General features: G+C 60.9%; 15 protein-coding genes and 4 pseudogenes. 7 read left to right on the top strand and 12 right to left on the bottom strand.

Features of this window, described 5'->3' with window-relative positions; genetic code table 11:
* Positions 1 to 190: 190 nt before the first annotated feature.
* Positions 191 to 2,878, top strand: coding sequence for an excinuclease ABC subunit UvrA (locus tag GA566_RS29445; RefSeq protein WP_160475086.1), 2,688 nt, complete (start codon positions 191 to 193; stop codon positions 2,876 to 2,878).
* Positions 2,879 to 2,983: 105 nt separating this feature from the next.
* On the opposite strand, the gene GA566_RS29450 is transcribed toward GA566_RS29445, so the two are convergent.
* Both GA566_RS29450 and GA566_RS29455 read right to left on the bottom strand, forming a co-directional pair.
* The gene (locus GA566_RS29450; RefSeq protein ID WP_160475087.1) at positions 2,984 to 4,276 is read right to left on the bottom strand and encodes a type II toxin-antitoxin system HipA family toxin; all 1,293 of its coding nucleotides are present in this window, start codon (positions 4,274 to 4,276) and stop codon (positions 2,984 to 2,986) included.
* Positions 4,276 to 4,599 (bottom strand): helix-turn-helix transcriptional regulator, encoded by a 324-nt coding sequence (locus GA566_RS29455; protein WP_160475088.1) that lies wholly within the window; start codon positions 4,597 to 4,599, stop codon positions 4,276 to 4,278. Before GA566_RS29455 ends, GA566_RS29450 begins: the two co-directional genes overlap by 1 nt.
* A gap of 413 nt (positions 4,600 to 5,012) precedes the next feature.
* Here GA566_RS29455 and GA566_RS33060 point away from each other — a divergent pair, with 413 nt between their 5' ends.
* Both GA566_RS33060 and GA566_RS29465 read left to right on the top strand, forming a co-directional pair.
* A complete protein-coding gene (locus GA566_RS33060; RefSeq protein ID WP_202126983.1) occupies positions 5,013 to 5,336 on the top strand; it encodes a hypothetical protein in 324 nt (107 codons plus the stop codon).
* 116 nt (positions 5,337 to 5,452) lie between these two features.
* Complete coding sequence (locus GA566_RS29465; RefSeq protein WP_160475089.1) at positions 5,453 to 5,677, top strand: hypothetical protein; 225 nt, start codon at positions 5,453 to 5,455, stop codon at positions 5,675 to 5,677.
* A gap of 959 nt (positions 5,678 to 6,636) precedes the next feature.
* On the opposite strand, the gene GA566_RS29470 is transcribed toward GA566_RS29465, so the two are convergent.
* On the bottom strand, positions 6,637 to 7,317 hold the full coding sequence (locus GA566_RS29470; protein WP_160475090.1) for a Crp/Fnr family transcriptional regulator: 681 nt from the start codon (positions 7,315 to 7,317) through the stop codon (positions 6,637 to 6,639).
* Positions 7,318 to 7,503: 186 nt separating this feature from the next.
* Here GA566_RS29470 and GA566_RS29475 point away from each other — a divergent pair, with 186 nt between their 5' ends.
* Positions 7,504 to 9,141 carry an acyl-CoA synthetase gene (locus tag GA566_RS29475; protein WP_160475091.1) on the top strand — a complete coding sequence of 546 codons (1,638 nt, stop codon included), beginning with the start codon at positions 7,504 to 7,506 and terminating at the stop codon, positions 9,139 to 9,141.
* A 9-nt stretch (positions 9,142 to 9,150) separates the two neighbouring features.
* Here the strand turns inward: GA566_RS29475 and GA566_RS29480 are convergent, their stop codons facing one another.
* Positions 9,151 to 10,029, bottom strand: coding sequence for a cytochrome c (locus GA566_RS29480; RefSeq protein ID WP_160475092.1), 879 nt, complete (start codon positions 10,027 to 10,029; stop codon positions 9,151 to 9,153).
* Between the two features lie 950 nt (positions 10,030 to 10,979).
* Here GA566_RS29480 and GA566_RS29485 point away from each other — a divergent pair.
* A complete protein-coding gene (locus GA566_RS29485; protein ID WP_160475093.1) occupies positions 10,980 to 12,215 on the top strand; it encodes a beta-propeller fold lactonase family protein in 1,236 nt (411 codons plus the stop codon).
* 483 nt (positions 12,216 to 12,698) lie between these two features.
* On the opposite strand, the gene GA566_RS29490 is transcribed toward GA566_RS29485, so the two are convergent.
* The 5 genes and pseudogenes from GA566_RS29490 to GA566_RS29505 all read right to left on the bottom strand — a co-directional run bounded on the left by GA566_RS29490 (position 12,699) and on the right by GA566_RS29505 (position 18,406).
* On the bottom strand, positions 12,699 to 13,883 hold the full coding sequence (locus tag GA566_RS29490) for a Fic family protein (protein ID WP_237380913.1): 1,185 nt from the start codon (positions 13,881 to 13,883) through the stop codon (positions 12,699 to 12,701).
* 629 nt (positions 13,884 to 14,512) lie between these two features.
* Entirely contained in the window at positions 14,513 to 15,052 is a 540-nt protein-coding gene (locus GA566_RS29495; protein ID WP_160475095.1) for a fumarate hydratase, read from the bottom strand.
* A 517-nt stretch (positions 15,053 to 15,569) separates the two neighbouring features.
* Positions 15,570 to 15,761 (bottom strand): annotated as a pseudogene (locus tag GA566_RS33450) (alkene reductase); the annotation flags it as partial.
* Between the two features lie 66 nt (positions 15,762 to 15,827).
* Positions 15,828 to 16,643: pseudogene (locus GA566_RS29500) on the bottom strand (HipA domain-containing protein).
* Between the two features lie 59 nt (positions 16,644 to 16,702).
* Positions 16,703 to 18,406, bottom strand: a complete 1,704-nt coding sequence (locus GA566_RS29505) for a phage integrase family protein (RefSeq protein WP_160475136.1) — start codon at positions 18,404 to 18,406, stop codon at positions 16,703 to 16,705.
* Between the two features lie 245 nt (positions 18,407 to 18,651).
* Here GA566_RS29505 and GA566_RS29510 point away from each other — a divergent pair.
* Positions 18,652 to 18,854, top strand: a pseudogene (locus tag GA566_RS29510) (IS5/IS1182 family transposase); the annotation flags it as partial.
* Between the two features lie 61 nt (positions 18,855 to 18,915).
* Positions 18,916 to 19,050 (top strand): annotated as a pseudogene (locus tag GA566_RS29515) (transposase domain-containing protein); the annotation flags it as partial.
* Between the two features lie 183 nt (positions 19,051 to 19,233).
* Here GA566_RS29515 and GA566_RS29520 read toward each other — a convergent pair.
* The 3 genes from GA566_RS29520 to GA566_RS29530 all read right to left on the bottom strand — a co-directional run bounded on the left by GA566_RS29520 (position 19,234) and on the right by GA566_RS29530 (position 21,727).
* Entirely contained in the window at positions 19,234 to 20,052 is an 819-nt protein-coding gene (locus GA566_RS29520; RefSeq protein ID WP_160475096.1) for a DUF3037 domain-containing protein, read from the bottom strand.
* Positions 20,049 to 20,786 carry a HipA family kinase gene (locus GA566_RS29525; protein ID WP_160475097.1) on the bottom strand — a complete coding sequence of 246 codons (738 nt, stop codon included), beginning with the start codon at positions 20,784 to 20,786 and terminating at the stop codon, positions 20,049 to 20,051. The genes GA566_RS29520 and GA566_RS29525 overlap by 4 nt, the downstream gene beginning before the upstream one ends.
* A 551-nt stretch (positions 20,787 to 21,337) precedes the next feature.
* Positions 21,338 to 21,727 carry a hypothetical protein gene (locus tag GA566_RS29530; RefSeq protein WP_160475098.1) on the bottom strand — a complete coding sequence of 130 codons (390 nt, stop codon included), beginning with the start codon at positions 21,725 to 21,727 and terminating at the stop codon, positions 21,338 to 21,340.
* Positions 21,728 to 21,745: the final 18 nt, after the last annotated feature.

Here is a 21,745-nt window from a genome sequence, read left to right on the forward strand (position 1 = left end):
TGGCATGTTTAGTGCGTGCTGGGAACCATCGGCGTGTTTGCCTCGAGCGCGTGCGGAGACGCGAAACACCGTGCGGAGACGGCCGGCGTGCGAGCTGAAAGCACGTAGATTCTGTCGGGAGTTCTGCAAGACCGACGGGGCTCAACGAGCGATATGAAACCCACCGCCAATCGATTCCAGCCCAATTCGCATGAAGGATGAAGACCGCCAGCACCCACTTGTACCTGAGGACCCGCTCCTCGCCGTGGCCGGGTATTCGGCAGGCAATTTCGTCCGCGTGCGCGGCGCGCGCGAGCACAATCTTAAGAACGTAAATGTCGATATCCCGCGCAACGCGTTGGTTGTTTTTACTGGCGTATCGGGTTCCGGGAAGTCATCCTTGGCATTCGGGACGCTTTACGCTGAAGCCCAGCGGCGCTACTTCGAGTCGGTGGCTCCCTATGCCCGGCGGCTGATCGAGCAGGTGGGTGTACCGGAAGTGGATGCGATAGAAGGGCTGCCGCCCGCCGTCGCGCTCCAGCAGCAGCGCGGCACCCCGAATGCACGCTCTACTGTCGGTAGCGTTGCCACGCTGGGAAGCCTTGTCCGCATGCTCTATTCGCGCGCGGGCACCTATCCGCCTCGGCAGCCGATGCTGTATGCGGAGGATTTCTCGCCCAACACGGTCGAGGGCGCCTGCCCTACGTGCCATGGTCTGGGGCGTATCTATGATGTCACCGAGCAGTCGATGGTCCCCGACGATTCCCTGTCGATACGCGAGCGCGCGATCGCCGCGTGGCCGCCCGCATGGCACGGGCAGAACTTGCGCGACATCCTGGTCACGCTTGGCTATGACGTGGACAAGCCGTGGCGCGAGTTGCCGAAGAGGGATCGCGACTGGATCCTGTTCACCGAGGACCAGCCCACGGTACCGGTGTACGCAGGATTCACGCCTAAGGAGGTACGCGCGGCGCTCAAGCGCAAGATGGAGCCGAGCTACCAGGGCACGTTCACGGGTGCACGTCGCTATGTTTTGCAGACCTTTGCCACGACGCAGAGCGCGTTGATGAAGAAGCGGGTCGCGCAGTACATGCTGGGGCGGGAATGCCCGGCCTGTCACGGAAAGCGGCTCAAGAAGGAAGCCTTGTCGGTAACGTTCGCGGGCATGGACATCGGCGAGTTCGTGAGCCTTTCACTTACCCGGGTGTCGGAGATCATGCGTCCGATCGCACACGGCGAGTGGGCCAGCCCGGCGGCAGCCTCCGGCGCGGTGCTGAGCACGAAAGCGATGCGCACCGCCACGGCGCGTCGTGTCGCGGCGGGAGGATCCGCGCACAAGGCGGCGCCCGATGTGCGGCGTACGCCCAACCTTTCCGACGAAAAGCAGCTGGCCGCGCAACGCATTGCAGAAGAGTTGATAGAGCGGGTTGCCACGCTGATCGATCTCGGACTGGGCTATCTGTCGCTGAACCGCAGCACGCCGACACTGTCCTCGGGCGAATTGCAACGGTTGCGCCTGGCCACGCAGTTGTCTTCCCAACTGTTCGGCGTGGTCTATGTGCTAGACGAGCCATCGGCCGGGCTGCATCCTGCCGATGGCGAAGCGCTGCTGGTGGCCTTGAGACGATTGAAGGCGGCGGGCAACTCCCTGTTCATCGTCGAACACGACACGCAGACCATGCGTCACGCGGACTGGATCGTAGACGTGGGGCCGGCCGCCGGCGAGGGCGGTGGGCACGTGCTCTACAGCGGACCGCTTGACGGGCTCGCCGCCGTACAGGCGTCGCGTACCGCGGCCTATCTGTTCGGCGAACAGCAGATGCCACCGCGAGACGCTCGCGACCCTGCCAGTTGGCTCAGACTCGTGCATGTATCGCGCAACAATCTGCATAAGATCGATGCGGCGATACCGCTGGGCTGTTTCGTGGCAGTGACGGGCGTCTCGGGGTCGGGGAAATCGAGCCTGATCAGCCAGGCATTGCCGGAGCTGGTGAACCGGCATCTCGGCCGCGCAAACGATAGCGATGCCGACGAGGAACGCGATCCGCTATTCGCGGTGACGGATGCGCCCATTACGGGGCGCATTGCGGGTGACATGGGGACGGTGCGCCGGCTGGTGCGCGTCGACCAGAAGCCGATTGGCCGCACACCGCGATCTAACCTCGCCACCTATACCGGCTTGTTCGATCATGTCCGCAAGTTGTTTGCCGATACTCCCGCGGCGCGCAAGCGACGCTATACGCCAGGCCGCTTCTCCTTCAACGTTGCTCAAGGCCGTTGTCCGACATGCGAAGGCGAGGGCTTCGTCAGCGTGGAATTGCTGTTCCTACCGAGTGTGTATGCGCCGTGTACTGCTTGCCACGGCACGCGATATCAGGCGCAGACGCTGGAAATCACCTGGCAGGGCAGGAATATTGCCGAGATCCTCGACCTGACCGTCGATGCGGCATGCGAAGTCTTCGCGGACGAGCCTTCGGTGATGCGATCGCTGAAGGTGTTGCGGGACATCGGATTGGGATATCTTCGATTGGGGCAGCCGGCCACCGAGCTCTCGGGCGGGGAGGCGCAGCGGATCAAGCTGGCCACCGAGCTGCAGCGCGCCCAGCGCGGCGACACGCTTTACGTGCTGGACGAACCCACCAATGGGTTGCATCCGGCCGATGTGGACCGCCTGCTGGTGCAACTCCAGGAGCTGGTGGATGCGGGTAACACCGTCGTCGTCGTCGAACACGAGATGCGTGTTGTGGCGCAGGCGGATTGGGTGATCGATATGGGTCCGGGTGCCGGAGAAGAGGGCGGCCGGGTCGTCGCGTGCGGTCGTCCCACCGAGATCGCCAGCGTGGCGACGAGCCGCACTGCCGAATATCTGGAAAAGGCTCTGCGTCGATCGGGTAATTGATGCAAGTCCCCGACGGCAATTTCTCACATTCTTGTCACGCTCTAGCTCGATGCAGTCAGAGTTTGGAACTTTGGCTATATCGAGGCTGGCCGACCTACCTAGGCGTTAAAAATTGTCCAGCGCCTGGCTGATTTCTTTGGCACTTTGCTCTGGTAACTCAGCTTGCCTAGCAAACTTCGGCCACTGAGCCGCGGCCGCCCGCACGTCGGCAATGATGTCAGTGCATGCGCCGAGCAATTCGTAGCGATCCGCGACTTCGCGGAAGTCCCGCTCGGTGATTCCATCGAACTTGCCGTTCACCGACATCAGATGCTGCTTGAGCCATTTATTGTTCGGATTGCAGGCAAAAGTGACATCGTAAGCTGGTGCGAGTTCCCACGCCCCTCCCTTCTTTAGGAGAAAGGAGAAGTTCTTCGTGTGATCGTCATGGTTCGCCGCTAACACGTTGAAGATCATGCGTCGTAGTGTTTGTTCCAACTCTGCTCGGCCAAGTCCGAGAGCAATGATGGTCTGGAACAATTGATGGTAGCTGTGGGCCCCGATCTGATTGAAGTCCAGGTGAGCAATGGCACAAAGCGTCTGCATGTGGTGCCGCTCGTTACCTGTGCGGTCGAAGCGTTTCGTCATGAAGTGCGCCCGGCCCTCTTCCTCTAGCAAATGGCAGTCCGACATGGTGATACCTGCAGCCTTGGCCATCAAAGAGTAGGCGTATTCAATGCGGCCGTAATTACGCCCTTCGCCCAGTTGTTCGTCCGCGCCGATACCGTCGAACTTCAAGAGCCAAGCATCGAATCCAGACGGAATCTCAAACTGGCCCGTCTTGACTTCCTGCGTCCGCGAATTCCAGGCAATTGTTGCCTTGGCCCGCGCGCCGCCGGCAGAGGTGCCCACCTGGATAATCTGGCGCAGCACCTCCCCCGCATGGTCGCCAGTCTTAAAATCCCCCTGAATGACACTGCGCGCCTGTTTCACTAGGCCGGACAGCTCTAACGCGGTAGACGCCGATTTGGTTGGACCACGGTTGGGTTTGAAGATCATGGCGCCCATCGAGCGTTGTCCCATGTAGGCCAGTCGATCCAGAGCCGTAACGTTACGATTGGCTATGCCTCGGTCGGCCATCCATGCATTAATCAGCGCGTTGCCAAACTTGTCGGGAAGCGCGTCGGCGATCATGGCGGGAAGGCGCTGATATGTCTCGATCGAGAGACTCGGAAACACGAACGGCTCGCTGGCTTCCGACAGTGGCATCTGCAATGGAGCCAGGTTGATTCCCGATCTTGCAAACTTCGGATCGAATTCAAATGCGTAGAATCCAGAGTCCGGATCCAGCGCTACAGCACCAACCGGTTTCCCCCAGATCTCCACGGTAACCGCATCAACGGGCCGGAATACAGCCATCACAAATCCTTTTTCTTCGCGGTCAAAGCAATTAAGCTGCGGCTACCGCGCTGTCGTTTCGGCTTTCCTTGTGCAATTTGCAAAGGACTAATCTTGACCGCAGGCCGGAAGCTTTCAAGCCATGCAACACGGCCGAGCGCTACAACTACGCGGATGAGAGACTCCACCCGCGCACCCTTTCCGGCCTCAAGCGCTCGAACAGTTTGATCGGACACTCCCGCCTTCACGGCCAGATCTGCCATCGTCATATTCTTGCGAAGGCGCTCGGCTCGGATCTGTTCACCAAGGGAAGCCTCAAGCTCTGCTGGCGTCACATTGCTCATAACCTATGATTTTTGATGGTTTGTTAATTATTCTGAGGATAAGCGATTACTTTTCATAGTTTATATGCCTGCTAACATGCATGCAATCGGCGGGACTCATCCGCCATAGAACCATGATTTTTCATAGATTATGGCAGAATAAAGCTATAAACTATGAATTTACATAGGTTAATGTGGCCGGCGGCACAGATGGGATAACGTCCAACACCCTGCGGAGTGTGGATGGTTGGCCCCCGGGCGAGCCCCAAGGATTTCCGCGCTGGTCATGGAAAGCCCTGTGATGTTGCGCGGCTTGGATCCTTGCGCCGCTAGGCGAGGGTGGTCCAGGAGGTAGCGGCTAGGGCCGCGGAAGTCGAGGCCAGCCGCCGGCAGGCCAACAGCCCGATGTCATCGACATTACCGAGCCGCAGGCATTGGCCGATGGCATCGAGATAATTGGTATCTCGTTCGCAGGACGGCGATTCGTCGTGTTCTTTGCGGATGTTCTCGTTTATGCGCTGGGGGACCCGGAATTGTGGGAGGAGACGGCAAACGAATGGGCGAATGGATTCCGGCCGGCCCCGGCTGCGCGTTTGGTCAAGTTCATGCGAGCGGATGCCGACGTCGATACAATGTTTGATCCGGAGGTGTGGCCATTGCCCCATCCGCGGTTGATCTGGCAATTCTGTGAAGTGCTTGATAGAGCACCCTCTATCCGCGCGCAGTTTTTCCCCACATCCCCCAGTATTTCTATATGACGCAGTCGAGCCATCTCGATCTGATTTCCAATAGACTTGGAAGGCGTTTCGAGGCTGGTGCATATGGCTCCAGTTCGAATGCGTTACGCGCCCGAACGCAGACACAGGAGGTTTCTATGGCTTTGAACGCAGGTAAGTCGACGAACGTCGGTCTGACGACCGCGCGCAAGTCGAGCAAGCGGCTGCGGACGGAAATCGTGACCATGCAGAAGAGTGGCGTTCAAGTGCTGCTATCGCGAGTTGAAAAGTCCGATAGCGTGAAGGCGCGTACGCCTGCACGCAGTGCGTACAGCGGCAAGCTGCGCGTTGCGCTATCCGATCTGTACTCGGTTTCTAAGTAGTGCAGCGCCACTAACGGATAAGCCTCCTTCGGGAGGCTTTTTTCTTTGTAGCACGTTGACTTAAACCTGGTGCGCCAATCGCGTACCCCGTCCAGAGAGCTTCAGACGATGTTCAATCTGCGCGTAAAGGGCCTGCCCTGGGAAGCCAGTTGTCTCATTCGGCGCGAGGAAGCAGTACCACGCTGCGCTTTTCGTCTCTGGGCTTGTGGAATCGCTCCGTCAACGGATGATTCTCAGCGTTGAGCGTTGGCATCGTTTCTCAATAGTGGTAACTGTTACTAAAAGTCCTCTAGCTCTGCCGGCAAGCGCCCGAACGATTCCCAGCCCCCGATAAGGCGGGGCCAGCCAAGCAGTAGTCGACCCAAAGTTGCCGATGGCTCGTGCCAAGAGAAATGGCGACCAAGGATACGTAAGCAGCCATTTCGCTAGCTACCTCACTTCCCGTTCACCCGATACCGCTTTTCAAAGTTGGAAGCGGCACGTATGCATCCATGTCCAGAGAGAACCTCCGATTCGGTCGCTCGGCGCTCTGGATGAGAGATTCTCGGAAATCGGATGGCCGCTGCTAGGCATCAAGCCGCCATTCGAAGCCGTTTCGGTCAGGGACTGTTCCTGGCCGGCAAGCGACCTTCCGCCATTCGAAGCTCCACTTTTGAGCCCGCTTGGCTGTCTCAAACGCATCGTTTGTGCAGCGCGCGGTATATCTCCGGTGCTATCCCAAAAGCCAACCGAACCAATGCGAGCATGGGGTCTTCGTGCCGTTTCTGCGCCACCTTGAAGCCGTCAATAGGTACGGCCCATATGCAAAGGCGCTCATGCTCTCGACTATGTGACTGCGATTGGTATGTACTTCCACCTTGGACGACACCTGCGCGCGTGTTCAAGTGGGTCGTGCAGATTCGAGGAATGAGTAGGTTCGAGTATTGTTGCCGAAGGTCATGCAATCAGGGCCGTTCGGGCTATAGGTCCGACAGGCCGAACCGGCGCAGTGCCTCCAGGTCCGTCACGCGGATGGTCTGGTACGACAGCCCGACCATGCCCTCTGCTTCGAGCCGCCGCAGTGCCTGGTTCACGCGCTGCCGAGACAGCCCGGTCAGCAGGCCGATTTCTTCCTGCGACAGTTCCAGCACCGCGCTGGTCTTCGGATACAGCGCCGGGTGGAACAACTGCGCGATGGCCTGCGCCACGCGCGCATCGGCGCCCAGTAGGCGGTCGTTCTGCACCATGGCGATGAACTGGCCCATCCGCTCGTTGAGCTGGCGCACCACGTAGCCCGCGAACGGCAGGCTGTCCGCCAGCAGCGTGTTGAAGACCGTCTCGGCCACCAGCAGCACGCGCGATTCACGCACCGCGATCACGTCGTAGCGCCGATCCTCGCGCTTGATGACGCTACCCTCCCCACACCAGCCGCCGGCCGGCACCCCGCAGAACGTGCAGCCGCGCCCGTCCGGCGTATAGACGGCCAGCTTGATCAGCCCGGCGTCCACGCCGATCCAGTATTGCGAATACTCGCCACGGCGCGCGATATAGCTGTTGGCGGCCACCGTGCGCGCGACCGTGCCCGATGTGGCCAGCGCCTGATGTGCCGGCGCCATCGCGCGATACCAGTCGTGTTGTGCAAGCGCTGCGTGTACGTCCATGGGGAAGATGGGAAATCTGACGTGAAACTGACGTGAAACCGATGCCAACCACCGCGCGGCGGGCGCGATATGGCGGCTGCGGCCACTCTGTCATCCAGACGACAGAGTGGCCGGCGGCACAATGATAGCGTGCCCCCAATAACACACCACGCATCCGCAACGGATTCCAGACAGGAGACAACCACCATGCCGACCGACTACGACACCGGGCTGGCCCGCAATGCCGCCAACTTCGTGCCGCTGACGCCGATTGACTTCATCGCCCGCGCGGCCGAAGTCTACGGCCAGCGCCTGGCCATCGTGCATGGGCCGACGCGCCAGAACTGGCGCGACACGTACACGCGCTGCCGCCGGCTGGCCAGTGCCCTGGCGCGCGCCGGGATCGGCAAGGGCGACACCGTGGCGGCACTGCTGCCCAATACGCCGGCGATGATCGAAGCGCATTTCGGGGTGCCGATGGCTGGTGCGGTGCTCAATGCGCTCAATATCCGGCTCGACACCGCCAACCTGGTCTTCATGCTGCGCCATGGCGAGGCTCGCGTGCTGCTGGCCGATACCGAGTTCGCCGACGTGGCGCGCCAGCTCGCGCGCGAGGTGCAGGGCCTGAAGGTCATCGCCGTGCACGATGTGCTCGGCCCCGAGCCGGACGCGCCGTTTGGCGACACCGACTACGAAACGTTCCTGGCCGGCGGCGACCCCGATTTCGCGTGGCGCATGCCCGACGACGAGTGGGATGCCATCGCGCTGAACTACACGTCGGGCACCACGGGCGACCCCAAGGGCGTGGTCTATCACCACCGGGGCGCTGCGATGAACGCGGTGTCGAACATCCTCGAATGGGACATGGCCAAGCATCCAGTCTATCTGTGGACGCTGCCGCTGTTCCATTGCAACGGCTGGTGCTTCGCGTGGACCGTGGCGGCCCGCGCCGGCGTGAACGTCTGCCTGCGCAAGTTCGATCCCAAGCTGGTGTTCGACCTGATGCGCGACGAAGGCGTGACGCACTACTGCGCCGCGCCCATCGTCCACACCGCGCTGGTCAGCGCGCCGGCCGCCTGGCGCGACGGCCTGCGCGGGCCGGTGCGCGGCATGGTGGCCGGCGCCCCGCCCCCGGCGGCAGTGCTGGCGCAGATGGAAGAAATGGGATTCGAGCTTTCGCACGTCTATGGGCTGACCGAGGTCTACGGCCCGGCCGCCGCCTGCGCCGAGCAGGACGACTGGCGCACGCTGTCGATGGAGGAACGCGCGGTGCTCAAGGCGCGCCAGGGCGTGCGCTACCACCTGCAGTCGGGCGTGGCGGTGTTCGATGCCGACACCATGGAGCCGGTGCCGCGCGACGGCGAGACCATCGGCGAGATCATGTTCCGCGGCAACATCTGCATGAAGGGCTACCTGAAGAACGACCGCGCCACGCGCGACGCGTTCAAGGGCGGCTGGTTCCACACAGGCGACCTGGGCGTGTGCATGCCCGACGGCTATATCAAGATCAAGGACCGCAGCAAGGACATCATCATCTCGGGCGGCGAGAACATCTCCAGCGTCGAGGTCGAGGATGCCATCTACCGTCATCCGGCCGTGATGGCCGCCGCCGTGGTGGCCCAGCCCGACAGCAAGTGGGGCGAAACGCCGTGCGCTTTCGTCGAACTCAAGGACGGCGCCAGCGCCACGGCCGACGAGATCATCGCCCACTGCCGCACCTTGCTGGCCGGCTTCAAGGTACCCAAGGCCGTGTACTTCGGGCCGCTGCCGAAGACGTCGACGGGCAAGATCCAGAAGTTCGAACTGCGGCGCCAGCTGCAGTCCGCGTCGGCCATCGACGTCTGAGTCGCGCGCTCAGGGCTTGGGCGCCGCCGGGGTCTCGGCCGGCGCCTTGCGGCCCGCCATATGGTGCAGGTAGGCCAGCAGGTCCTTGAGTTCGGTGTCGGACAGCGTCTTCTCGTCGATCGAAGGCATCTTCGAGCCCGGCCACCAGTGCAGCGACTGCGGGTTGCGGACGAGCGCGGCCAGCCGCTCGTCGCCCAGATATTCCACCGGGTTGTGGGGCACGTTCAGGTCGGGCCCCAGATGGGCGTCGCCGGCGCGGTTCATCGAATGGCACGAGAAACAGACCCGCTGGAACGCGGCAAAGCCGCGCATTACCGGGCCATCGGCCGGCTCGCCCTCGGCCGGATGGATCACTGCGAAGCGTTCGGCTGCCGTGGCACCGACGTCGATGCGGGCAATCGCCCAGGTCCACAGGCTTTCGGTAATCCTGACCGTCTGGCTCGACGCCTTGGGCACGGTCCAGATCAGGCGATAGGGGCCGATGTCCTGGCCCTTCAGCTTCGGCCACGGCCGCGCCGGGTTCTCCACGGCCAGCCAGGCACGCGGGCCGTTGGGCTGGTCGGCCAGTAGCAACGCGAGCGGCAGGTGCGAGACATAGCCATCGGTGGCGGCCGTGGTGGCGCTGCCATCGGCTGATGTCGGCAAGCCCGCCAGCAGCGCCGCCATCGGGATGGCCTTGAACGTCATGTGGCGCTTGTAGTTGTCGTCGTCGACGGCCACGCTGACCAGTCGAGGGTCCTTGAGCAGCGCGTCGCGCGTCAAGGTCTTCTGCTGTGTGCCGGCGGTGATGGTCAGCGTGGCTGAGGTGTCTGCCGCCTGGGTTGGAGTGGCCAGGCAGGCAGCAGCGCAGGCGAATGCCGCCGCGACGCGGGTGAGCCAGGAGGTCATGTTGTTCTTGTTGGAAAGGGTCCGGTGGGTATGGTCGCATGGACTGGCCCTCGCGTGCCCCCACTGGTTAGCTTCTCTCCCGCGCGGCGGAGAGGGAAGCTAACCAATCGTAACGCCTAAACAACTACGCCAACGCCAACCTCCCGCGGTACTGACCACCCCGCCGTTCTGACCGCAGCCTGCCAGAAGTACTACGATCATTTTGGTTGGGGGAAATACCATCTGATGTGATTTCGCCAACAGGCTGTAGCCCGAGTGTGGATTCAACCGGCACTTTGCAACGAGCGGCCGCTGTGGGCCAATGAACAGTCGTTCTCACTGCGGGCGACTCTGTCAGCTCAGAGGTTTGCTGAATGCGTGGCAGAGCAACTGTTCTGCGAAAATTGAGACTACCCAATCGACGAACGCCGTGACTTTGGGTGGCATGTGCTTGCGAGCAGGGTACAGAACCGAGAGGGGTGTATGCCTCGCGTTCAAATGGGTGAGTAGTGGCGTTGCCAGCTAATCTTGCGCCCCGATCCGCCTTCGCTTCGACGTACCCGGAAAACCCCTTGAGCCCAGCTACCAGCGGCCTGTGGGTCGAAGCGCGGGTGACGCTTGTCCCTCGACTAGGGGACACGCACGTCGTCCCGGCTTTGCTAGACTCACGCGGCGTCGCCCTGGGTCGAGCGGGAATTCCAACGGATTCGGGTCCTGTTCATGCTGGCATGTGCCCCAAGTTACTACGGCAAATAACAAGAAAGAATAGAGAGGGAGTTATGCAAACGATGAAGCGTCCTGCGCGGACATGCGTGAGTGATTGGTCCAAGAGTCTGCTCGGTTTGTCCTTGTGCGTGGCCCTGACTGCTTGCGGCGGGGACGACAATGGCGACACGCCAACCGCTCCCGCATCCTCCGTCCCCCCCGTAGCCGGCGGTCCGGCCCCGGAGGCACCTGTCGCAAAGTACTCCGTGACCGGCACGATCTCCGGCCTGGTCAGTGGCACACAGATGACACTGCTGAACAGAGGTGGTGATGCGCTGACCGTTAACGGCAACGGCACGTTTGGCTTTTCGACCAGCATGGCATCGGGTAGTGAGTATGCCGTCGGCGTGGCGACGCAGCCCAAGGGGCAGACATGCACCGTGTCCAACGGATCCGGCACGATAGCCGCAAGTAACGTTACCAGCATCGGCGTGACCTGCACGCGCATCGTCTTGGTCTATGTGACAAACGCAGGAAGTAGCGCCGTCTCGCAGTACACGATTGGAGAGGGCGGCACCCTCACGCCGATATCTCCAGCCAGTGTCGGCGCTGTTTCCACACCCTATTCCGTTTCCGTGGATCCATCCGGAAAATACGCCTATGTGGCGGGCTGGGGCGGTGTCGTCTCCCAGTACACGATCGGAGCCAGCGGCGCGCTGACCCCGATGACACCAGCCAACGTCACGGCTGGCCCCCAATCCCAAGCTGTCATCGTGGATCCCTCTGGCAAGTATGCTTATGCGGCAAATGTCGGGGATAGCACCATTTCGCAATACACGATTGGCGTCAACGGTGCGCTCACGCCGATGCCTACCGCCAAATTCAACGCTGGAAGCAACCCAAGCTCCATCGCTGTAGATCCGACTGGCAAATATGCCTATGTGACAAGCTTTAACAACAACACCATCTTGCAGTACACGATTGGTGCGGATGGTGCGCTCACGCCGATGGCGACGGCCGGTGTCTTGACGGGGCCCTTCCCGTATTCGGTCACGGTGAGCCCTTCTGGCAAGTATGCGTATGTCACTAGCATGGGGGGAAGCGGCGTTTTTCAGTTCACGATTGGTGCCGATGGCGCGCTCACGTCCATGACGACGGCCAGTGTCGGTGCTGGCTTGAGTCCGACTTCCGTCACCGTGGATCCCTCTGGCAAATATGCCTACGTGGTAAACCAGACCGATAACACCGTCTCGCAGTACACGATCGGTGCCGATGGTGGGCTCTCACCGATGGCTACGGCCAGCGTCGCCACCGGCATTGTTCCGAACGCCATCACCGTGGATCCAACTGGCAAGTATGCCTATGTGACGAATTACACAAGTAACACCGTCTCACAGTTCAAGATTGGAGCGGACGGCGCACTCACGCCGATGACCTCGGCGTTTGTCAGCACGGGAAATGGGCCGATTGCTATCGTAACGACATACGCTGCCACGAATTGATACCACGAGAGTTATTGCACTTGTCGGTCATATCATCCGCCGGATCACATAGGGAATTCGCCTGTGAGTCCGGCTGGGCGCTGCCCCAGTGCCAGAGGAATACGACACATGACATGTTTCCTGCCACGCATCTGCTGGTACATTTCGCGTCCCAGAGACTGCCCGCGCCTATCTCCCGGACGGGTGGCATCCAGAACCATGTGCAACGCCTCCGAGTTTGGCTTGCTTCAATTCTTTTGCAAGCTCGATCGAACCGGCGGTACTCGCGCAATCCACACGGCGCGCCGACGCTGGCCGGCGCGCCGACTTGGGAGTATCCGTTGGACGTATTTCCCTAGGCTTAAGGACGTGAACGGCTCGGGCGGCACACTCACTGGTGGTCGACGCGATGCGAACGAGTCCACGCTGGTACTTCGGATAGCAGTCGGAGGTACCCTTAACCCTCTGATCAGGAGGATGGTTCCATTGACGAGTCCGGTCGGATTACTCCGTTATGCCATGCGTCCAACCTGGGACATTTACAAAATAGCGCAGCGCTTTGCCGGCACCATGACTCCACAGTTGCCCGCTGGCGACCATCGCTGCAAGGTCGCGGGTGGCCGTCGCCTTTGAAACCCCGGTCATCTTCATGTACTTCTCAGCGTTCAGCCCTCCCAGGAAGCCACCATCGCCATCGTCCAAAAGTCGCTGCAGCACTTTGCGCTGCCGCTCATGAAGAGCGATACCCTCCTGCTTTTCCCAAAATCGCCGCTTCTCGATCGCCTGGTCAATGACCTGAATGGCGGCATGACAGGCCGCAGTACTTTGATGGGCAAACCACTGTACCCATGCCGTGACGTCGGTCTGGCTGCGCTGGGCTTGGTTCAGGGCGTCGTAGTAGGCCGCACGTGACGAGAGCAACTGCCGCGAAAGACTGTACAGCCGCACCGGTTGCCGCAAGTGCTGCGCCATGGCCATGTCCGCAATCGCGCGGCCGATACGCCCATTCCCGTCCTCAAAAGGGTGGATAGTTTCGAACCACAGGTGAGCAATGGCGGCGCGAGCGAAGCCATCGATAGGCTTGCCTCCAACTGACATCGCCGATGTCGAAGTCGGCGAGGTGTCGGCGAACCAGAGGAGAAATCGCTCCATTTGCATCGACACGTCTTTCGAGGGTGGCGCCTCGTAGTGGACGACTTCGCGCCCCGGTCGACCGCTCACTATCTGCATGGGATCGACGTGGTCTCGATAACGACCGACCGCTATCCGGTGGATGCCGGATGTGCCACCAGGAAATAGGGCAGACTGCCACCGACATAAACGGTCTTCGTCCAATGGCGTATCAATCGCCGAGGTTGCGTCACTGATGACATCCACCAGACCGTCGACGCTGCGGTTAAATGGCCCGGACGTTGCCAAGCCAAACCTCCTCAAGACCGACGAACGGACAGCATCGAGCGGTAGGCGCTCGCCTTCAATGGCGGCTGTGGCTAGGACTTCGTCGGACAGTGCATCCAACGCGACTTCACTCGTACTGCCAAGGCCGAGTGTCGTGGCCTTGCCTTCCAAGAGGCCGTACGTGCGATAGGCTTCAGCTAGGTCTGGGGCAGTCTTGTGAGCGTCGTAGGCGAGGGCGCCTTCGGGCCAATCCGCTCGTCGCCAGATCCAAAAGGAGGAAGTAGTGTCCATGAGCCGTATCATCCCACATGCGGCTCAATTCATGAGTCGAATTTGGAGGGATGCGGATCACAAGCCTAAAAAAGCGCCTAAATATTAACTATTATGACGTTTATGGCGCCAACATGTTAGGTTTGCTTCTACGCCGAGTGCCTGACCATGCGCCCAGAAAACTCCAAAAATTTACTTGCGGCAGCGGATCGGAGAGACAGCGGTGGACGCGGCATCGGCCACTGCAGCAAATTCCGACCTTTCCGCGATAGCATGATGGCGGCCAGCCACTGTGAAATTCTGCTAATGCTCCGGCCGCTCGATGGCCGGTAGGATTGCCGTATCCTGAATAGACACAACACACTGAGACGGCCTTCCAAAATCGGTCCGGCAGACTGGATCTAGGATGGCACGTGGTCGGCAGGAAAGCAGGTCGGTGACTCCTCGCAGACGCGCCAGTGGTTGTGAACACCCGCGCGCAAACGGCACCGGCGTACTGAGAGCAGGGCGCCGGAGTCAAAGTCGCGCGGCATTGCGTCAACAAAAAGAGCAATGGCCCTCCGGCTTAAAAACTGCTCGTATTCTCCTTCACACGGCCTTGCCATGTCGGAGTTAGGCATTATCAGTACCCGGAGGGTTGGAGCAGAACGTTAGGCAACGACTGCTTCAGTTGCCGCAGGAGCGGGCACAACGCTCGTCTTCGTCCGGCGAGTCGCCACCGCCGGCTTTTTGACTGCTTTCACTTTCGTCGCGTCTACAGACTTCGCAACGCCTGCGACTCGGACGGCCTTTTTGGGCGCGGCATTGTTTGCCGTAGCTTTGACTGCCTTCGCCGGCTTAGCTGCAGTTCCTGCCGCGACGGGCTTCGCTGCTTTGGCGCTCACCTTCGTGGTCGCTGCCTTCTTAACCAGCGTTTTCTGAGCCTTGGCCTTGACGGCAGCTTTCGCAGCTGCCTTCTCGTTGGCCAACGCGACGCGGGCAGTGTCCTTCAGGTTCTTAAGCTCAGCGCGCGCTTTGATAATGGCTTTCTTGCCAGCGGCGACTTGCTTTGTCAACTCCGCGCGCAGTTTGTCCAACTGCTTTTGTGCGACCTTGACCTCGCGAGCCAGGACGCTCGCCTTTCTTGCCGGTGCTGCGGCTTTTTTTGATGCGCGTACTTTGGTAGTTGCTGCAGTCTTGGCGACGGCCATGTATTTTTCCCGTTGAGATGTATTTTCGACGGGGGCGGAGTGTAGCAGCGAATGGTTACTGACACCATTACCGCTACGCAATCTCACGTTACATGACCAGTTCTGTGGAACCGCTATTTATCAGCGCTTCGGCTGATCACCAAAAAATAGCCCCGGCCCCTCGAACGACATTTCCAAAAATTTAGGCGGCATCCTCTGGGATCAGGAAACGCTTTGGATTCTTGCCCAGCCAGGCCGGGGCGCGTCCTCGACGCGGGAAATAATAGCCCGCCGTGCCGAGGCTCCGTCTGAGAGGGGCGCTGTGTATTTATACAGCATTCCGCCCTCTGTCCAGCTTCCGCAACAATCCAGCACACAGGGTCACGTAGTCAACTCCGAATGATGGTTGCCCCCTTTTTGTAGGGTCTTTGTCAGTACATTTTGCGCCGAAAATGTCACTATCGTGACTTGACCCCACGATACAACCCGTTCCATTCCCGCGCCTGGCCGCGGGATTTTTTTTGCAAAGGCGGACGACTACGGCACGACCAAACGCTGGACGTAGGCATGACTGGTCCACGATGCCAGTGGTCTCACCCAGGCCCAATGCGCGCGGCAAGACGAAGTCAACCTGGCCGACCGGAGTCCATGCCTTGCCCTCGGGCTTGATGGCCGACGGGGCAACCGGCGGAGCGCCGTCCAGCAATGATTGATGCGAGACCCGGCCGCACAGGGACACCGTCTTCCTCGGTGCGGGATCGGGTGCTCTGGTGCTAACCGGCCAGCGTGTCGGCGGCTACCTGCAGGCCGTTGAGAATGGCGTCGGCCACAAGCATCGGAAATCGTCCGGAAGTCGCGCGCGAACTGTCGCCATGACCCCGGGCGTGCGCGCCACCAGGTTGTCGACTACCGCCTCCACTCCGCGGCCATCGGGCCCTACTACACCATGATCTGCGCTGACGGTTAGCCAGTGCCGGCGCAGGATGTCCCGCATGACCCAGTGCGTGTTCCTTGCGCGGACGGCCATCGACATTTTCGCCTTGAAGGGCGACAACTGGTTCGCGCCCTTGCCGATGACCGGGTAGGCCGAGAGCACGTCGTACAGCGGGGTGAGCCTGGAGCTGCCGAAGGCGTTCAGGAAAATACTGAAGTTCTTTGCGTGGCCATCGGTGGCGCGCAGCATCCAAAAGAGGACTTGAGCCATGAAAAACGTGCGTCGGTCTTCATCCGAATTCTGCGAGGTAGCCAGCAGCTTCATGATGGGGCGTACTCCAGGACCGCCATCGGACTCCTACTTTAGGTGCGGCGGCGTGGCAGTGGCTTGGCACATGTCTTCCTGCGGCAACCGGATGAGCCAGCTCTTCCCGTCAGGGTCAGTCCACCACCGACGGTCAAAGCGCTCGACCGCTAGCACCTTCATATCCTCGAACTGGAGCGCCTGCGTGCGCGCCACTGGCAGACCGTAGGCGTGCAAAATCTCGGGGCACAACCACTCCCGCCTAGGCCGGCAACAGAGCGGCCCTTGGCTTACGAAGGGGACTTCACCTGAAGCTGCGGACACTGGAAGCATCTGGAGGCCAGCGCGCGGTGCTAGTCGACCCCAAGTCAGCATCGCGCGCTGCGATGGTGCGCGATGCAGTCGAGAAGGACGACGTAGCGCGGATTGCTCGGCTACCGTCGGACAAAGACTTTTTCGAGTTGATCGGCGCGCTGTACGTCGTCGTCGTGCAGATACCGAGAGGTCGTCGTGATGGACGCATGCCGCAGATTGTCGCGCACTGTGATCAGCGATGCCCCCTGCGCCAGCGCATGGGTCGCATGCGTGTGGCGTAGCCAGTGAGGGGTCGCGCGCCGGAGTTTGTCCGCCAGTGGAGGATGGTCCGACTCGATCTCACCGGCAGCAAGTGTGAGAAAGCGCCGTAACACCGCCCGCAGTCGTGGCGTCGTAATCGACGACCCGTCTTCCAGATGCGCCAGGATGGGACTATTACGGTCCCATCTCGCAGGCGTGACAGGCAATCCTCGCGAGACCAGATACTGGTCCAGCGCCTGGCTAGCCATGGAAGGCAGGGCGACCTTGCCCGGGCGATCGCCTTTACCGACCAGGTGGAGCCAGCGCTCGCCACGCGGGCCAATCTCGATGCCGCCGAGCGTCACTCCGACCAGCTCCGAGGCCCGCAGCCCCGTCGCATACCCGAAATCTAGCAGGAACCGTAGACGCGTCGCGGCGTTATCGGTCCATTGATGCGACCACTCGAGGCCATCGGCGAGGGTTCGCACCAGCCTCCATTCGCCTTCTGTGAAGGCACGGGATGTATCCAGGTCTGCGACGCGCTGGGCGCCCCGTACCTTGAGCCCTGCAAACGGGTTGGCGAGCACATAGCGCTGGGCGATCAGCCAGCGGAACAGCGCGGCGATGACACCCAGGGCGTAGACGATGGAACGGGGTGCCAAGGCCCCCGCGAAGGGCCGCCATTCGGGCGATGGCCGCGGGCGAGCAGGGCCCACCCAGCGGGCGGCCGGCGCGCGCAGGAAGGCGCGGTAGGCCGTCGCATCTTCGGCGGTTAGGGACGATAGCGGCTTCGCGCGCTCCAGGATCGCCCACAGCAGCAACCGCTCGGCCTCCTTGCGATAGGCCCGGGCGGTGGTGGGTGTCTCGTGCAGTCCGAGCCAGGCGTTAATGGCGTCGTAATCATTGTCGGCTGCGAGGGCGCACATTGGGCGCGGAGCGCGGAACGCCCCGTGCGAGCCGTCCACCGCCTGCGGCAGCTCGATGCGCTCCCACGGCACGATCTGAGGACCCGACTCAGCCATTGCACTGCGGGAGATCAGGGCGCGCGCTCGCTCGGTCAACTGCGGATGCGCAGCGAAGAACGCCTCGATAGCGCGGGCACTGCGCTCTCCAAGTCCGTCGATGGCGAGCCACCAACGCCGGCGCCGCGGGATCCTCACGGTCAGGTCGGCCAGCGTTTTCAGCCCTTGGGCTTGGAGAGCCGCCGCGGCGCGCGCCGGCAGCCACACGTGGACGGGGTCCGTGATCTGAGGGAGGGCCGCCGGCAAGTTGCGCAGGGTCTCCAAGGCTCGGACGACCGCTGGCGCATGCGCGGTGCGGCCTTCTGCGGGACAGACGAAGAGGGCGGCCAAGTCTTCGCGCTGGCGTAGGAGCGCTGCTTCGGCCAGTTGCCGCCGAAGGGCACCGATCACGCCGCGTGCGGAGCGACCCGGCGTCAGCACGTCGGGCCAGAAACGGGCCACGGCCGCGCGCGACGGCGTGCCTTCATACCAGGCACGCAGGGCCGCCAGAGCATCGGCGCTGGGCCACAGTGCAGCGGAGGGTGGAGTCAGCGAAGCGGTGGCGGATCGAGGGAGGGGCATCGTGGAAAGGATGAGGCGCAAACTGCGTGCTCATAGTTTGCCACATAAATGCACTAGTATCGATAATGTTTGTTATCGATACAGCGGCGTGTTGTGGGATGAAACTCGCCGCCGGTACAAACTAAATGTGTCTCGGTTTTCAGCTAAAGTTGCTACTTAGTTGGCTCCCCGGGCCCCGGGACACGCCACGGTCATTCAACAGACATTGACGTTCTGCGCCCGCATGCCAAAGATATGAGTCGGGGATGAAGCGCCAGATCAGTTTTGCGGAAGCGGAAAGCCACGGCAAGAAGCGGGTGACACGCCGTCAGCGCTTTCTGGCGGAAATGGAAAGCGTGGTGCCGTGGTATCGCGGCTGATAGCGGCAGTCGAGCCGTACTACCCCAAGGGCAAACGCGGGCGGCCGCGGATCGGACTGGAGCGGATGCTGCGCATCTATTTCCTGCAGTAGTGGTATGGACGTAAGCACCCGGCGAAGTCATCTTGAAGAGAAACAAGTGAGCAAGGATCTGATCCAATCGGCCAGGCTCAACGGGCACGATCCGTATGCCTATCTAAAAGACGTACTCACGCGACTGCCGACCCACAAAGCGGCCGACATCGCCGTACTGCTTCCGCATCGGTGGGCGCCCGGCCCTACCTAACTGGCAAGATGACTCCGCCGGGTGCTTACGTATGGGCTGTCTGACGAAGCGCTGGAAGACGCGCTGTATGACAGCAAGTGCGCCTAATGGCCGCTTTTAAGGAGGAACAGCATCACCTGCAACGTAACAACAAAAAGCCCGCCATGGTTGGCGGGCTTCGACGTCATTGTAGGTCGGCAAATGCTAACGCCCCACGAATTTGAGGATGGCCTTGGCATCATCATAGGATGCGACCGATGTATTTGGCGCGTGGTTCAACTCGGCGATGACGTCTTCGTACGCCCGCGTCAGTAGCTTATCGTCGGCCGGAGGCTCGTTCACTGCCAGCATAACTTGATTCGGTAACAAGCCTTCGCTGTGAAGCCGTTTGATCTTTCCTAGCCATTCCCAGCCATGATCAAAGATGGCTGCTGCATCTTCTTGAGCGAGGTGGAGTGGCTTAATCGCTTGCACCGGCAGATCGTCGCCTCCCATCCGGACGAACGGAAACATTGCGTGGTACGCCTCGTTTCCTATCTTGCGTGGTTTGAAAAGCGTAGATAGGTCCGCTGCGCGCAACATCGTCTGAATGTGCCTCTCGAGTATTTGTTCCTGGTAGACCTTTGTTGCGAATGCTCTTCCCACAACGTGCTCATAGACCCTGACGAGCTCATCGGTAGGGCTCTCAGTGAGGATCACGCGAACGTCAGCAAATCGAATCATCGACTCGCGAGGGCGGACGAGCTCGTCGAAGAGTCGAGTACCAAGGGTGATGGTTCCAGCCGTCCGTCCGAATAGCTCTTTTATGCGAAGCAACTCGGCGCGCAACGCTTCCCGAGCCGTACGGTAAACGCTCGCATCCAGTTCCTCAAAAAATGCCGTGATCCGGCGTACACGAGGAAGCAGTTTGAAATCAAAGAAGCCCGTTTTGGGGCACGCGAGTACGACGCCAACGTTTGCGAACTCTTCCGTTTCGACATATGGCATGAAGCGGACGATCGCGTACTGACATGCATATTTCATTTCGCCCCTCCCCATAGTCCGTCGCCTCGTAGGCTTACTTGCAATTGTTCGTAAATAGCCGTCCTGTCGAAGGACGTAGGCACATCGTCAGCTACCCACCACCATTCTGGCGGAGCGCTCTCGCATGCCTCAAGGAATTTCGGCGCTACCGCTTCTAGACGCTGTTCGTATTCTGCACGAGTGACGCAGTCGCCGGCGGCCAGCGGCCAGTCATCGCGAAAAATGTGGCTTTCAAGGAACAAATCGTGGTCAAAATCCGCATCGAAGGCCTGATTCTGGTCGATTACAACCACGCTCTCCCATGAAGGATTCCAGAGCAAGTTGGGGTTCCCGCCCAGTTCTGTGAGAATACGGTCACCATTCCGGACCCAGCGGTCGAATACCAGTATATCCGAACGCACCTTCTGAGGGACCGACCTGACCAGGGGCCAGGTCATCTCGATCGAGTGGACGTGGGCAAGCGAGCCAAACACAGGGCCTGCGCCCAATTCCTGCCAGTGTGGGGGCAGTAATTCAATGATTGCATCAGGGACATCGAGCACTAAGAAAGGCGGGATCGGCAGGCCCAACGCTTGGCCCATATGGCCCGCTACCCATTCGCAGATTTGGCTGCGACGTGACGCGTGTTTGCCCTTGACGTAATAAAGGTTGCCATCCTCAGCTCGGCAGCGGAATGGCTGAGTGACGCCCTGGTCAGCGCGACCTAAGACTTCGGTGATGCCTAAGTGTGCCATCCGTCAAAAGTAGTTTGTCCCTGTCTGTCCTCGCGGCGGGACGTGGGGAGGTCGTTCGGTCATTCCACACGACAGGCGCTTTCATGCTGCGGATTTTTGATGAACCCATTGATGTTTCGAGCGGTGCCTACCTAGCAGGCTCGCCCGCCGCCGAATCCGGCACATTATAAGCGGGGGTGGGTAGTTCGGTGTTCGTGCCAAGTTCGAACCGCATCAGCAGGACTTTGGCCTCGCGCGGTGACAATTCGTCGAGCGACGGCTCGTATCGCACCTGCGTCGGCTCGTGCCTGGGCGGCCACGCCCTGATACTGCTTCCCGCTATCGTGCGCGAAGCTTGCGCGAACGACTCGATTTACAACCTCAAGCTCCGTCGAATTGCTGCCCGACTTAGAAACTAACTCCTGAGGCGGCCTTGCGGCCTGCGGTGATGAACGCCCAGCAGAGCAGGCCGAGCCCTTACTGAAGGCGCTTGGGGGCAGCCAAGCACCGGAAGACGGCGGAGGCGTGGCCGCGACAAAACAGATCGGAGTGACGGGACGGCGCTAGACGGATCAGAGGACCATGCGGTCCCACCAAGAGCCGTAGCTCGGGTTGAACGGCGCCTTCCATCCTTTATGCACGCGTTTAATCGCGGCTTTCTGACAGACACCTACCGAGATAAGGCGGCGCAGCTCATCTTCAGCGGCGTCGCTTTCAAAAACGCGTGCTTTGAGTGGTTCGACGTCAGTCGGGCACACCTTTTCCGGTGGACCGACAAAGCCGATTCCCTTGTCCGGGATCATGTCGCAAAACCATGCACGATCGTTGCACGGTCTCTGTTCGTCTCTGTGCCAGTAGGAAAAAAGGCCTACAGCTATGACAGCAACAAAAAGCAAGGCCGCTCTTCGGCTGGCGGTCTTCCAGAGGTACAGGGTCATGCCGGCGACAGCAATTGCGCCCATGCCAAGGTCTCCTCACGG

Source organism: Cupriavidus sp. SW-Y-13, assembly GCF_009793345.1.
Classification (GTDB): domain Bacteria; phylum Pseudomonadota; class Gammaproteobacteria; order Burkholderiales; family Burkholderiaceae; genus Cupriavidus.

What these genes read in the sequence shown, in the direction of transcription:
- GA566_RS29445 (WP_160475086.1), top strand. Translation starts at nt 191, where the DNA reads ATGAAGGATGAAGACCGCCAGCACCCACTTGTACCTGAGGACCCGCTC.
- GA566_RS29450 (WP_160475087.1), bottom strand. Translation starts at nt 4,276, where the DNA reads ATGGCTGTATTCCGGCCCGTTGATGCGGTTACCGTGGAGATCTGGGGG.
- GA566_RS29455 (WP_160475088.1), bottom strand. Translation starts at nt 4,599, where the DNA reads ATGAGCAATGTGACGCCAGCAGAGCTTGAGGCTTCCCTTGGTGAACAG.
- GA566_RS29465 (WP_160475089.1), top strand. Translation starts at nt 5,453, where the DNA reads ATGGCTTTGAACGCAGGTAAGTCGACGAACGTCGGTCTGACGACCGCG.
- GA566_RS29470 (WP_160475090.1), bottom strand. Translation starts at nt 7,317, where the DNA reads ATGGACGTACACGCAGCGCTTGCACAACACGACTGGTATCGCGCGATG.
- GA566_RS29475 (WP_160475091.1), top strand. Translation starts at nt 7,504, where the DNA reads ATGCCGACCGACTACGACACCGGGCTGGCCCGCAATGCCGCCAACTTC.
- GA566_RS29480 (WP_160475092.1), bottom strand. Translation starts at nt 10,029, where the DNA reads ATGACCTCCTGGCTCACCCGCGTCGCGGCGGCATTCGCCTGCGCTGCT.
- GA566_RS29490 (WP_237380913.1), bottom strand. Translation starts at nt 13,883, where the DNA reads ATGGACACTACTTCCTCCTTTTGGATCTGGCGACGAGCGGATTGGCCC.
- GA566_RS29495 (WP_160475095.1), bottom strand. Translation starts at nt 15,052, where the DNA reads ATGGCCGTCGCCAAGACTGCAGCAACTACCAAAGTACGCGCATCAAAA.
- GA566_RS29505 (WP_160475136.1), bottom strand. Translation starts at nt 18,406, where the DNA reads ATGCCCCTCCCTCGATCCGCCACCGCTTCGCTGACTCCACCCTCCGCT.
- GA566_RS29520 (WP_160475096.1), bottom strand. Translation starts at nt 20,052, where the DNA reads ATGAAATATGCATGTCAGTACGCGATCGTCCGCTTCATGCCATATGTC.
- GA566_RS29525 (WP_160475097.1), bottom strand. Translation starts at nt 20,786, where the DNA reads ATGGCACACTTAGGCATCACCGAAGTCTTAGGTCGCGCTGACCAGGGC.
- GA566_RS29530 (WP_160475098.1), bottom strand. Translation starts at nt 21,727, where the DNA reads ATGGGCGCAATTGCTGTCGCCGGCATGACCCTGTACCTCTGGAAGACC.